Source organism: Bradyrhizobium sp. CCBAU 53421 (assembly GCF_015291625.1).
GTDB lineage: Bacteria > Pseudomonadota > Alphaproteobacteria > Rhizobiales > Xanthobacteraceae > Bradyrhizobium.
In genome coordinates, this window is sequence record NZ_CP030047.1 from 1,653,684 (window position 1) to 1,666,180 (window position 12,497).

The 12,497-nt window shown below is 63.8% G+C and carries 9 protein-coding genes and 1 tRNA gene; 6 read left to right on the plus strand and 4 right to left on the minus strand.

Annotation, left to right across the window (positions count from 1 at the left end; translation table 11 throughout):
* Positions 1 to 478 precede the first annotated feature (478 nt).
* The gene (locus XH92_RS07790) at positions 479 to 1,693 is read left to right on the plus strand and encodes a GGDEF domain-containing protein (RefSeq protein WP_194458712.1); all 1,215 of its coding nucleotides are present in this window, start codon (positions 479 to 481) and stop codon (positions 1,691 to 1,693) included.
* Positions 1,694 to 1,729: 36 nt separating this feature from the next.
* Positions 1,730 to 2,347 (plus strand): peptidoglycan recognition family protein, encoded by a 618-nt coding sequence (locus tag XH92_RS07795; RefSeq protein WP_194458713.1) that lies wholly within the window; start codon positions 1,730 to 1,732, stop codon positions 2,345 to 2,347.
* Between the two features lie 356 nt (positions 2,348 to 2,703).
* On the opposite strand, the gene rpoH is transcribed toward XH92_RS07795, so the two are convergent.
* The gene (gene rpoH, locus XH92_RS07800) at positions 2,704 to 3,600 is read right to left on the minus strand and encodes an RNA polymerase sigma factor RpoH (protein WP_021077401.1); all 897 of its coding nucleotides are present in this window, start codon (positions 3,598 to 3,600) and stop codon (positions 2,704 to 2,706) included.
* A gap of 216 nt (positions 3,601 to 3,816) precedes the next feature.
* Positions 3,817 to 4,797, minus strand: a complete 981-nt coding sequence (locus XH92_RS07805) for an RluA family pseudouridine synthase (protein ID WP_194461163.1) — start codon at positions 4,795 to 4,797, stop codon at positions 3,817 to 3,819.
* 65 nt (positions 4,798 to 4,862) lie between these two features.
* On the opposite strand from XH92_RS07805, the gene XH92_RS07810 reads away from it, so the two are divergent.
* The 3 genes from XH92_RS07810 to XH92_RS07820 all read left to right on the plus strand — a co-directional run bounded on the left by XH92_RS07810 (position 4,863) and on the right by XH92_RS07820 (position 7,876).
* A complete protein-coding gene (locus tag XH92_RS07810) occupies positions 4,863 to 5,198 on the plus strand; it encodes a hypothetical protein (protein ID WP_194458714.1) in 336 nt (111 codons plus the stop codon).
* Positions 5,199 to 5,325: 127 nt separating this feature from the next.
* Complete coding sequence (locus XH92_RS07815) at positions 5,326 to 5,973, plus strand: ubiquinol-cytochrome c reductase iron-sulfur subunit (protein ID WP_194458715.1); 648 nt, start codon at positions 5,326 to 5,328, stop codon at positions 5,971 to 5,973.
* Between the two features lie 172 nt (positions 5,974 to 6,145).
* Positions 6,146 to 7,876 (plus strand): methanol/ethanol family PQQ-dependent dehydrogenase, encoded by a 1,731-nt coding sequence (locus tag XH92_RS07820; RefSeq protein ID WP_194458716.1) that lies wholly within the window; start codon positions 6,146 to 6,148, stop codon positions 7,874 to 7,876.
* A 468-nt stretch (positions 7,877 to 8,344) separates the two neighbouring features.
* Here the strand turns inward: XH92_RS07820 and XH92_RS07825 are convergent, their stop codons facing one another.
* On the minus strand, positions 8,345 to 10,660 hold the full coding sequence (locus XH92_RS07825; protein ID WP_194458717.1) for a molybdopterin cofactor-binding domain-containing protein: 2,316 nt from the start codon (positions 10,658 to 10,660) through the stop codon (positions 8,345 to 8,347).
* Between the two features lies 1 nt (position 10,661).
* Positions 10,662 to 11,114, minus strand: a complete 453-nt coding sequence (locus XH92_RS07830; RefSeq protein WP_092124185.1) for a (2Fe-2S)-binding protein — start codon at positions 11,112 to 11,114, stop codon at positions 10,662 to 10,664.
* A 527-nt stretch (positions 11,115 to 11,641) separates the two neighbouring features.
* Here XH92_RS07830 and XH92_RS07835 point away from each other — a divergent pair.
* A tRNA-Glu gene (locus tag XH92_RS07835) sits at positions 11,642 to 11,716 on the plus strand.
* Positions 11,717 to 12,497: the final 781 nt, after the last annotated feature.

The following is a 12,497-nucleotide window of genomic DNA, read 5'->3' on the forward strand; positions in this document are numbered from 1 at the left end:
GGCGGAGGGCCAGCCTCGCAACATCCTCAGTATCAAACTCAGCAGATTCGGAGGCTGCTGCCGCGTGCTGTCACTGCGCTGTCATCGTGTTATCCACAGCTGTTACGTGTTTTTGCCAGTTTTTCGCCGGCGTGCGCGTGTCGCGCGTCGCGTCGTCGTCGCATCCGTCATGCTTAACGACGCGCAAACGGCCGGTACGCGGCTCTTCATCAATTCAAAACCACAGCTCGAATTGGCGCATGGCGGGTGACGGTCCGTTAAGCGCCGCGGCCGCATCCTGTCCCGTAAGGCAACGGGGATTGCCATTGGGAGAAACGCCCGAAGCATGATCCGGAAAAGTGCGAAGCGGTTTTCCGAAAAGGTCATGCGCAAACAAAGGGCTAAAGCGCGATGACGATTCGACCAGATCTCATCGCGCTTTAGGGGCGGACGGTCATTTCAGGAGAGGCGAGGCCGATACGGGTCTCGAACAGGGGCGATGTTGAGCGTTCCGACGCTTTGGACGGTGTTCATTATCAATTTTCTCGCGCTCGGCCTGATCTGGGCCTATGTCGCGCGCAGCTATCCAGCTTTCGGCGCGGCGCGGTTCTGGACCGCGTCCGCCTTCACAGCCTCCACTGGGGCCGCCTGCGCGATGCTCCGCGTGATGATGACGGACTCGCTGCTGCCGCTGCTTGCGGCGGGGACGCTGATGGTGTTCGCCGCCGGCCTTGCCGCGATGGGCATCGAGCGCTTCTACGGCAAGCCGGTCGGCTGGCGCAGCACCGCGCTGTCCACCGCGCTCGCCTTCGCCGGCCTCGGCGTCTTCATCTTTGCCTACGACAGCATGCCGATGCGCATCCTGGTCTACACCACAGCCCAGGTCATGCCGCTTGCGCTGACGCTGAAGCTGTTGCTGTCGCCGGAGAACGGCCGGGTCAGTCCGGGCGCGCGGCTCGCCGGCATCGTCGCCTCGGTGCTGATCGGCATCTATGCGCTGCGCCTCGTCGGCGCCGTGCTGCAGCCCGGCGAGTTCAGCTTCGTCCGCTTCAATGCGGGCCAGTCGCTGGTGATCCTGCTGATGGTGTTCCTGTCGATGGCGCTCAATTTCGGCTTCCTGCTGATGGCGATCGACCGGCTGCGCAACGAGGTCGCCGACCTCGCGCTGCTCGACGATCTCACCGGCGTCGGCAACCGCCGCCATCTGTTGCAGCGGCTGACCGAGGAATGCGCGCGCTCCGACCGCAACGGCGAGGCGTTCGCGCTGCTGGTGATCGACCTCGACGGCTTCAAGGGGATCAACGACACCCATGGCCACGCCGCCGGCGATGCCTGCCTGCAGCACTTCACGCTGATGGCGCAGACGAGGCTCCGCCCGGGCGACATGCTGGCCCGCACCGGCGGCGACGAGTTCTGCATCGTGCTGCCGTCCTCGACGCTGCGCGAGGGCGCCATGATCGCCCGCCGCGTGCTGGAGGTCTGCCGCGCCGATGCCGAGCAGTGCACCGGCCGTGACATTCCGATCGCGGTCTCGATCGGCATCGCGCAGTGGACCCGCGAGATCGGCATGCATCCCGACCGCCTGATCGCCGCCGCCGACCACGCGCTCTACGACGCCAAGAAGGGCGGCAAGAACGGCTATGCGACCTATGAGCCGAAGCTGCCGCCCGAGATGGTCGATCTGGTGGAGGCGAGCCTGCGCAAGCGCGCCTGAGCGTGCTAGAGCAGCGCGAGACCGGATCCTTCCGCAATGATGCCCCGCCTGCTCACCGCGCTGTTTGTAATCGTGCTGTCCTCCGCGGTATTAGCCGAAACTGATCTCGCTGTCATCGCGCGATCGCAGGGCACGCCCGAGATTCCCGGATTGAAGATGGTGTGGCTGTCGCCCTGGGGCGACGTCGCCAGATCGCATCCCTGGCGCAACATCATCGTGCACCAGACCGAAGGCCCGGCCGGCTCGGCGCGAAATGGCGCCGCCGAGCAGCACAAGAACCCGACCCGCCGCGGCGTGATGGTCTGGGTCGAGACCGACGGCACGGTCTATTGGGCGGTCGCCGACAATCTGGTCCCGACCCATACCGATGGCGCCGACCGCAACGACAACAAGTACATCGACAACAGCAAGACCTATCGCCAGGTCAACAAGGATACGTCTATCGGCGTCGAGTTCGCCGGCAATTATCCTGACGTCACCAAGGGCCCGACCGGTGCGCAGATCGCGGCCTGGCGCGTGCTGGTCAAGGTGCTGCGCGCGCGCTACGGGATTCCGCTGGAGCGGGTCTATGCCCACAACTGGATCGACTTCAAGGACGCCCGCTATTGCGAAGGCTGCGCGCTCGCGACCATGGCGCGGGAGTGGGGCGAGTAGGGCGAATGGTCGTCGTGCGTGGACGCTCGGCCCAGCACGCACGCGTCGTCGCCCGGCTTGCCGCCTCCGCTAAAGCTACGGCGAGCAAGAGGGAATGTCTCGGCGAAGCCTTGGCGTAGCCGGGACCGGGCGATCCAGTATTCCAGAGGCAGCAGTTATGACGCGCCTCGCTCGACCGCCGCGGCGTCCTGGCGTTGGTGAGCAAGCTTCGTAGGATGGGTGGAGCGAAGCGATACCCATCAACCTCGTGCCGCGCGGCCAGATGATGGGCATCGCTGCGCTCCCCCCATCCTACGGCCAACAAAAAAGCCGGCGTTGCCGCCGGCTTTCGTGTCTGTTGGCTCTTCGCCGCGCGATTAGTGCGCGGCTTCGAGTGCAGCTTCCTGCCGGGCGATCGTGCCCTTGACGGCCGACTGCACCTTCTCGAACGCGCGGACCTCGATCTGCCGCACGCGCTCGCGCGACACGCCGAACTCGGCGGCGAGGTCTTCCAGCGTCATCGGCTCATCGGCCAGACGCCGCGCCTCGAAGATGCGGCGTTCGCGTGGGTTGAGCACGCCGATCGCGCCGTTCAGGGCCTGGCGGCGATGATCGAACTCCTCGCTCTCGGCCATCAGGGCTTCGGCGTTGGGCGAGTTGTCGACCAGCCAGTCCTGCCATTCGCCGGCTTCGCCGTCGTCGCGGATCGGAGCGTTGAGCGACGCGTCACCGCCGAGGCGGCGGTTCATGTCGACCACGTCCTGATCGGTCACGCCGAGGCGCTTGGCAATCAGCTTGACCTGGTCGGGGTGGAGATCACCCTCTTCCAGGGCCGAGATCTTGCTCTTGGCCTTGCGCAGGTTGAAGAAGAGCTTCTTCTGGTTCGCGGTGGTGCCCATCTTCACGAGCGACCAGGAACGCAGAATGTACTCTTGTATTGACGCCTTGATCCACCACATGGCGTAAGTGGCGAGACGGAAGCCCTTCTCGGGCTCGAATCGCTTCACCGCCTGCATCAGGCCGACATTGCCTTCCGAGACGACCTCGGAAATCGGCAAGCCGTAGCCGCGATAGCCCATGGCGATCTTGGCCACGAGCCTGAGATGGCTGGTGACGAGCTTATGCGCCGCGTCGCGATCGTCATGCTCGCGCCAACGCTTGGCGAGCATGTATTCCTGCTGGGGTTCCAGCATGGGGAACTTGCGGATCTCGGCGAGGTAACGTGAAAGGCCGGATTCTCCATTGAGGACCGGCAACGTAGCTGTACGGGCCATTTGAGCGCCCTCCAGTGGTTCAGACCCCCGATAGCGGCGGGCCCGGCAGGTGACCGCTGGGTTAAAGCCGGCCATGCTGCGATGTTCCGCGCTGGATATTCAGCGCAGGTGCAACATACACCAAACTGTCCGTGATAGGGAAGGATTGCTGACGTCACGTCCCCGTGTGGCAGGTATAACCTGTTGTCATAACGTCGCTTTTCCGGGAGGGGTGCGTCATACCGCCGCTGCCAGGGCCCGTTGCAGGAGAAGCAAATCCTCCGGCAGGGGCGACTCCCAGCGTAAAAGTTCCCCGGTCCTTGGGTGCTCCAGAGCCAGCAGATAGGCGTGGAGGGCCTGCCGGTCGAGCGCGGTAAGTGCGTGCTTACCTTCCGGCCCGAGATGGCCGGCCTTGGTTTTGAAGTGCGGGCCGTAAACGCTGTCGCCCATTAAGGGATGGCCGAGATGGGCGAGGTGGACGCGGATCTGGTGGGTCCGGCCGGTCTCGAGCTGGCAGGCCAGCAGCGAGGCGACCGGCTTGCCGTCGCGGCCGGCAAAGCTCGAGAGCACCTCGAAATGGGTGATCGCCTCGCGGCCGCCCTGGCGCACGGCCATCTTCTCGCGGGCATGCGGGTGGCGGTCGATCGGTGCATCGATGGTGCCGTGCGGCCGGTTCGGCACGCCCCAGGCGAACGCCATGTAGCCGCGCTCCATCGGGCCGGTGCGGCCATGGTCGGCGAACTGCGCGGTCAGCGACTGATGGGCGTGGTCGTTCTTGGCCACCACCATCAGGCCCGTGGTGTCCTTGTCGAGCCGGTGCACGATGCCCGGCCGCTTGACCCCGCCGATGCCGGACAGGCTCGAGCCGCAATGCGCGATCAGCGCGTTGACCAGCGTTCCCGTGGCGTGGCCGGCCGCGGGATGCACCACGAGGCCCCTGGGCTTGTCGATGACGATGATGTCGTCGTCCTCGAACACGATATCGAGCGCGATGTCCTCGCCCTTGGGCTCGGCGGGCGCGGCCTCCGGCACGTCGATTATGATCGTATCGCCCTTGGCGACATGATAAGCGGGGTCGCGGACGACGGCGTCCTTGACGGTCACGGAACCGGCGAGGATCAGCGCCTTCAGGCGGGACCGCGACAGCTCCGGAGTGCGCTGCGCGAGCACGCGGTCGAGCCGGGCCGAGCCCTCGTCGCCCGCGACGATGACCTCCAGTTTATGACCGCCATTCGAAGAGACCTGATTCAAATCGACCTGTGGCAAAGATATAGAGCCTTGTGATGACCGACACCGCTGTGACCGAACCGACCCCCGACCAGGCCGCGCTGATCGCGCGGGTGCGGCGCATGATGCTGATCGCGGGCCTGACCTCGGCATTGGCCGTGGCCGTCGTGTTGATTGCCATCGGCTACCGCCTTTATCGCAGCGAGGGAAGCCCCGTTTCCGTATCCGACGTCACTGCTGCGCTGCCGAAAGGCGCGCGCATCGTCTCGACCGGCGTCGCCGGCGAGCGATTGATCCTCACGCTTGATGTGGGCGGTGCAACAGAGATCCGCACATTTGATGCAAAGACGCTGAAACCTGCCGGCAGGCTGAGCTTCGTCAACGAGCCCTGATCGAAGCGATCGCGAACCCGCGAACGTCGATCAACCAAAAGCTGCAGCATGTTTTTTGCGCATGCGTTCGCGCATCGAGAAGGCGTGCCGCCATCTTTTCGGCCGAGTTGCACGTTCAGCTTGCGCCATGTCGGAGTCCAACCGCAGCGCTTCCGTCGAACAGAGAGTTGAATCCGATGCATCGGGTTCGTGCGCCGACCCGACGCGTCGCGCGTTGCTGACGGCACTGGCGGGATGCGCCTGTCTCGCCGCGATCGAGCCCGCAGCCGCCGATGACGACGAACAACCCGGCGCCAGTGAGCGGCCGCAAAAGGCCGACGTGCTGGTGCGCGCCGAAGGCGACAAGGCCGGCCAGGTCATCAAGTCGGATGATCTGACCTTGGGCGGACCGCCCATTCGCGCCTGGCCGCAGGATCCCAAAACTTCCGTCGTCCGCAAAGGCTCGCGGCTGAACGAGGTCGTGCTGGTCAAGCTTGATCCGAGCGAACTCGACGATGCCACGCGCGCCCGCGCCCCCGACGGCATCGTCTGCTACTCGGTCATCTGCACGCATGCCGGATGTCCGATCACCGCCTGGTTGAAGCAAGAGCAGGGCGACAAGAACGTCCTGAAATGTCTCTGTCACAACTCCGAATACGATCCGCGGCAGAATGCGCAGGTCGTGTTCGGGCCGGCGCCACGTCGCCTCGCGGCATTGCCGCTGACGGTTGCCGACGGCGCGATCACGGTCGCAGCGCCATTTGTCGGAAAGGTGGGTGCTCAGCAGGGAGGATGAGGCCACATCGGGATTTCTGCATGACCTGAAGCATGATCCGGAAAAGTGTGTCGCGGTTTTCCGAAAAGATCATGCTTAAGACAAAGCATGTCCGGAAAAGTGCGAAGCGGTTTTCCGAAATGATTATGCGCAAGACTGAAAAAATCAAAACAGAGCAGGGAGGTAGCATCTCATGACAAGCAAGCAGTGGTTACTGTCGAGTTGTGTCGCATTCACGTGCCTCATTTCGACCTATGCCGTCGCGGGGCCGATCGAAAACTACAGTTCGGTGACCTCGGCGCGTCTCGAAAATCCCGAACCCGGCAACTGGATGCTGTATCGCCGGACCTATGACGGGCAGGGCTATAGTCCGCTCAACCAGATCAACACCTCCAACGTCAAGGACCTCAAGCCGGTCTGGACTTTCTCGACCGGCGTCATCGAGGGCCATGAGGCCCCGCCGATCGTCAACAACGGCGTGATGTTCGCCGCGACCCCAATGGGGCAGGTGATCGCGCTCGACGCCAAGACCGGCGAGGAGTACTGGCGCTACAAGCGGCAGCTTCCCGACGATCTGTTCCAGCTGCATCCGACCAGCCGTGGCGTCGGCCTGTGGCAGGACAAGGTCTACTTCGCCACCACCGACGACCATGTCGTCGCGCTCGACGCCAAGACCGGCAAGGTGGTCTGGGACACCAAGGTCCAGGACTACAAGAAGGGTCAGTACCTGACGCTGATGCCGCTGGTGGTCGACGGCAAAGTGATCGTCGGCGGCTCCGGCGGCGAATTCGGCGTGCGCGGCTATGTCGTCGCCTTCGACGCCGACAGCGGCAAGGAGCTCTGGCGCACCTTCACCATCCCGGCCGAAGGCGAACCGGGACACGAGACCTGGAGCGGTGACGACTGGAAGTCGGGCGGTGGATCGGCCTGGATGACCGGCACCTATGACAAGGACAACAAGACGATCCTCTGGGGCATCGGCAACGCCGCGCCGTGGCCGGGCTCGGCGCACGCCGGCGACAACCTCTACACCAGCTCGGTGATCGGCCTCGATCCCGAGACGGGCAAGATCAAGAAGCACTTCCAGTATCACCAGAACGATTCCTGGGACTGGGACGAGGTCGATGCGCCGATGCTGGTCGACCTGCAGCGTGACGGACGTTCGTTCAAGAGCCTGATCCATCCGGGACGCGACGCGATCTTCTGGGTGCTCGAGAACAAGCCCGACAAGATCAACTACGTGTCCGGCTGGCCGTTCGTGAAGACCAATGTCTGGAAGGGCATCGAGGCCGAGACCGGCCGGCCGATCGTCGACCCCGAGCACAAGCCGGTGCTCGGCAAGCGGGTCGAGTTCTGCCCGTCGCTGTGGGGCGGCAAGGATTGGCCGTCGGCGGCGTACAGCCAGAGCACCAAGCTGGTCTACGTTCCCGCCAACGAGAACTTCTGCGGCGGCTTCACCGGCGAGAAGCAGCCGCTGGTGCCCGGCCAGCTCTGGCTCGGCACCAAGCCGGAGGACATCGGGCTGACGCCGGCGCCGAACGCCGATCATTTCGGCGAGCTGCAGGCGTGGGATCCGGCCACCGGCAAGAAGGTCTGGCAGCACGACTTCAAGACCTCGCAGCTGTTCGGCTCGGTGACGGCGACCGCGGGCGACCTGGTTCTCGCCGGCGGCACCAACGACCGGATGTTCCGCATCTTCAACGCCAAGACCGGCGAGCTGTTGTGGGAGCAGAAGACCAACTCCGGCATCATGGCGATGCCGATGTCCTATGAGGTCGATGGAACGCAATACATCGCGGTTCAGTCGGGCTGGGGCGTCGACGCGCAGCGCATCCAGGATGCACTGGCCGGCAAGGTCAAGGGCTTCGAGAACAACGTCCCGCAAGGCGGCGTGATCTGGGTGTTCGCGCTCGACAAGAAGTAAGCGCGCGAGAAGAGCTTCGGTTCTGATTGGATCCAGCACCGAAGCTCCAGATTGGGGTTCTGACGCGTTTTCTCCACGCGAGAACGCTCTCAACCGACAGGGGGCGATGCGATCGGGAAGCGGCTGGTTGGGGAGACCGCCGCTTCCCGGTCCGCTTGCAGCATGCACAGCAATAGCGGAGCAAGTTCCGGTTTGACCGCCGCACAACTTGTTCGGTGTCGTCACCCGCGCAGGCGGTGATCCAGTACTCCAGAGACGTCCGTGCTTGAGCCGACAGGCTGCGGCGTACTGGATCGCCCGGTTCATGTGCGCAATTGCGCACAGGCCGGGCGATGACAGTTGAGGGTGGGACAGAGCTTCGCATTTGGACGCCGGTCCGAACCCGCAATGACGATGTAGTGCCTGGAAAGCAAAAACGCCCGCGAAGATCGCGGGCGTTTCTCTCATTCGTCTAACGCTCTATGAGCCTCACGTCTCCAGCTGCTTGCCGATCGGAAGCGCGCGGATGCGCTTTCCGGTGGCGGCGAAGATCGCATTGCTCAGCGCCGGTGCGAACGGCGGCACGCCGGGTTCGCCGACGCCGCTCGGCGGGGTGTCCGCGCCGGGCGGTACGATGTAGACATTGGTGATCGCAGGCGACTCGTCCATCCGGATCACCGGGAAGTCGTCGAAATTGCCCTGCTGCACCTTGCCGTCCTTGAAGCTGATCTCGCCGTATTTGGCGAGGCTCAGCCCCATGATCGCAGCGCCCTCGATCTGCGAGGCGATCCGTTCCGGATTGACGTATGTGCCGCAATCGATCGCGGTGTCGACCCGCGGCACTGAGAACTTGCCCTTGTCGTCAACAGCCACCTCGACGATGGTCGCGATGTAGCTGACGAACGAGCGGTGCACCGCGATGCCGAGGCCGTGGCCCTTCGGCACGGTGCGGCCCCATTCGCCCTTTTCCGCAACCAGCTCGACCACCTTGCGCAAGCGCGCGGTGTCGATCGGGTAGCTGTCATAGGGCTCGCCGTAGTTCCAGGGATCCTTCACCGAGGACAGGTTGACGATCCGCGGGCTTCCGATCAGCTCCAGCAGCATCTCCTTCTGGTCGCGGCCCGTCGCATGCGCGATCTCTCCGACCATCGATTGCACCGCGAAGGCGCGCGGGATGTTGGAGACCGAGCGGAACCAGCCGATCCGCGTCATCGCGGCCGCTTCCGGATTCTCGCATTGCAGGTTGGCGATCTCGAACGGGTTGTCGATCAGGCCCATGCCGAGCTCGAACGGTGCTTCGTGATTGGCGCCGGCGGCGAAGGTCGAAGCGATGGTCGGCGCCACGCTACGGTGCCGCCACGCAATCACCTTGCCGCTCTTGTCGAGACCGGCCTCGATCCGTTCCACCGAGACCGTGTGCAGGAAGTCGTGATGCACGTCGTCCTCACGGGTCCATTGCACCTTGACCGGCGCGCCGAGTTCCTTCGACAGCAAGGCCGCCTCCAGCGCGAAGTCGCATTTCGACTTGCGGCCGAAGCCGCCGCCGAGCAGCGTCACGTTGACGGTCACATTGTCCTCGGGAATGCCGAGCGTCTTGGCGACATCCTCGCGGGTGCCGCCGGGGCTCTGCACCGGCGCCCAGATCGTGGCCTTGTCGCCCTTGACGTCGGCAACCGCGACCGGCGGCTCCATGCTGACATGGGCGAGATGCGGCAGATAATATTCACCGACAATGACCTTGTCGGCGCTCTTCAGCGCCGCATCGACATCGCCTTCCTTGCGCACCACGAGGCCGGGTTTTCGCGCGGCCTCTTCCAGCGAAGCACGATAGGTGACGGAGTCGTATTTGGCGTTGGCGCCGTCATCCCAGACGATCTTGAGCTGGTCGCGGCCCTTGATCGCGGCTCCCGTGTTGCGCGCGATCACGGCCACGCCGCCGAGCGGCTGGAACTTGGACGGCCACGGCCAGCCCTTGACCTCCATCACCTTCTCGACGCCGGGCACCTTCATCGCAGCAGCGTCATCGAACGACTTGACCTTGCCGCCGGTGACCGGCGGACGGGCGATCACCGCGTATTTCAGCCCGGGCAGGCGGATATCGGCGCCGTAATGCGCCTTGCCCGTGGTGATGTCGTGCAGGTCGACGATCGAGACCTGGCCCTTGCCGAGATAGCGGAAGTCCTTCGGGTCCTTCAGCTTGAGGCCCTTGATATCAGGCACCGGCTCCTTGGCGGCATCGGCGGCGAGATCGCCGAAGCCGATCTTGCGTCCGCTCGCGCTGTGCACGACCTCGTGGTTCTGCGCCTTCACCTCGCTCGCCGGCACGCCCCATTTCTTGGCGGCGGCGGCTTCCAGCATCGAACGCGCCGAGGCGCCGATCTGGCGCATCGGGATCAGATAGTGCCGCGTAGAGCGCGAGCCGTCGGTATCCTGGTTGCCGAACTTGACCTCGTCGCCATGCGCCTGCTGGACATGGACGCGCGACCAGTCGGCTTCCATTTCCTCGGCAACGATCAAGGGCAGGCTGGTGCGGACGCCGGTGCCCATCTCGGAGCGGTGCGCCAGGATGGTGACGACACCGTCGGGGGCGATCGCGACGAACACGCGTGGATCGACCACGACGCCGTGCGGCATCTTGCCGGCGCCGGTCTCATAGGCGAAAGCCTGGCGCGTCATCACGGGCGCGGCGAGCACGAAAGAGCCGGCGATGCCGAGACCCTTGAGGATGCTGCGGCGCGACACGTTCTCGACCCTCACGTGCTTCTCGAAGCCGCGAAGCCTGTTCGGATTGGTGATGATATTCATGTCACACCCCCGTCGATGCGAGATGCACGGCATTCTCGATCCGCTGATAGCAGCCGCAGCGGCAGATATTGCCCGACATGGCTTCGCGGATCTGGTCGTGATTGGGCTTCGGGTTCTGGTCCAGCAGCGCAGCCGCCTGCATGATCTGGCCGGCCTGGCAGTAGCCGCATTGCGGAACATTGACCTGGCGCCATGCCTTCTGCACCGGATGGTCGCCGGTCGGGTGCAGCCCCTCGATGGTGGTGACCTCGCGCCCGGCGACGTCGGAGACCGAGGTGATGCAGGCGCGCACCGCCTCCTTGTCGATGATCACGGTGCAGGCGCCGCACAGGGCCTGGCCGCAGCCGAACTTGGTGCCGGTGAGGCCGGCTTCGTCACGCAGATACCACAGCAGCGAAAGATCCGGGTCGCCGTCCCAATTCTGTTCCTGGCCGTTGATTTTTAGTTTGATCATGGTCTGTCCTCGCTCTGCTTAAGCTATTGACCGGGTGCGGCGCGAGGTGCGGAACGTCTTCCATGGCCTGCGGCCGCGCTGATGTTTGTTTTTGCCAAGATATTCGTGAGCCAAATTGCCGTGCGCCAAGGTCTCGCGCTTTGTTCCAAGCACTCCTCTCGCTTCTCGAGCGCCTTGCCCGGCGCAGCATGGTGAAGGGCTGCGATGTTAGCAGAGGAAGGCGCGCGGTGACTTCACAGGCAGGTGTTTACAGAATGGTGTTTTGCATTTGCGGTTTGTCAAAAGCAGGGCCGTGCACGATGCAGAGATGACATCCGGAGGTGGCCGTCATGCAATCGGCGCGGCCGCATCGCTGGTCCGTGCGGGTGCGGCGCGCTGCGGCCCCTCGGGCGCAGGGGCGTTCCCGGGCTGCTTCCGTGCCGAAACCGCGGGCACGGGACGTAAAGCATGGATGACAAAATTCCCACCGCAATGCACAAGCCATCTTGCGGCAGGGCGATTTCAAGGCTATTGCCTTCCCTCTCAACGCTCCCTTCGTCTAGCGGTTAGGACGCGGCCCTCTCAAGGCTGAAACAGGGGTTCGATTCCCCTAGGGAGCGCCAGGAAATTCAATGACTTAGATTCATTCGACAAAATTCGTCGAATATCCGTTGAATAAGCATGGGCGAACGTTGGCGAACCCCGGAGCCGCCATTTCCAGCACCCGAGTGCGTTGCTGCGAAGGGCTGACTGACCGATCCGCGCGAGTGGGCCGACGTCCTGGCGAAAGTCATCCATCGATGGCGTCTACGTTGGAGACGAGCTTCCGATCTCAGACTTTGAGAGAGCTCGGTTCAACGACCTCTGCAACGTGTTTCTTCCTTCAGGGAAGCTCCTCCTACTTCGACACGATTGCGGTGTATGCCGGTTGCGAGCCTATCGTTTCTTCGTTCCCGGTCCTTTGCACGACGCCCACTTCCTAGGTCGCACGCGATCTGAAATTCCCCTTTTCCTGTTTCTACTCGGGCCTTTGCTTCGACGCCACGAACAAACAATCCCTAAGCTTCGACGCGAGGATCGCTTTCGACGAGACGAAGCGAAACTGACCGAAGAAAACGCCAACGCCGGTGATGGCAAGCAAGTCAACGCGTCGCCGAACGAGCGAAGACCAAAATGCTGTTTCGGCAGCCAAGTATTTTACTCGTTTATCAAGCTGTGTCCGAATCGCCGCGGCAGGCCGCCGACAGATGGCCCCTAACCCCCAGTGAAGTCGCACCCGTGTATGCGGACCTTGGGACAGCGATGCCTTAGGAAATGTGCGAAGCGCGCGTCGTCCTCGTGTGTCAGAACACGAGTTCGTCCTTCTCCAACGACAACAGGCGCCATCCCCTCTAATCGGTCTTA

What these genes read in the sequence shown, in the direction of transcription:
- XH92_RS07790 (WP_194458712.1), top strand. Translation starts at nt 479, where the DNA reads ATGTTGAGCGTTCCGACGCTTTGGACGGTGTTCATTATCAATTTTCTC.
- XH92_RS07825 (WP_194458717.1), bottom strand. Translation starts at nt 10,660, where the DNA reads ATGAATATCATCACCAATCCGAACAGGCTTCGCGGCTTCGAGAAGCAC.
- XH92_RS07795 (WP_194458713.1), top strand. Translation starts at nt 1,730, where the DNA reads ATGATGCCCCGCCTGCTCACCGCGCTGTTTGTAATCGTGCTGTCCTCC.
- XH92_RS07810 (WP_194458714.1), top strand. Translation starts at nt 4,863, where the DNA reads ATGACCGACACCGCTGTGACCGAACCGACCCCCGACCAGGCCGCGCTG.
- rpoH (WP_021077401.1), bottom strand. Translation starts at nt 3,600, where the DNA reads ATGGCCCGTACAGCTACGTTGCCGGTCCTCAATGGAGAATCCGGCCTT.
- XH92_RS07830 (WP_092124185.1), bottom strand. Translation starts at nt 11,114, where the DNA reads ATGATCAAACTAAAAATCAACGGCCAGGAACAGAATTGGGACGGCGAC.
- XH92_RS07815 (WP_194458715.1), top strand. Translation starts at nt 5,326, where the DNA reads ATGTCGGAGTCCAACCGCAGCGCTTCCGTCGAACAGAGAGTTGAATCC.
- XH92_RS07820 (WP_194458716.1), top strand. Translation starts at nt 6,146, where the DNA reads ATGACAAGCAAGCAGTGGTTACTGTCGAGTTGTGTCGCATTCACGTGC.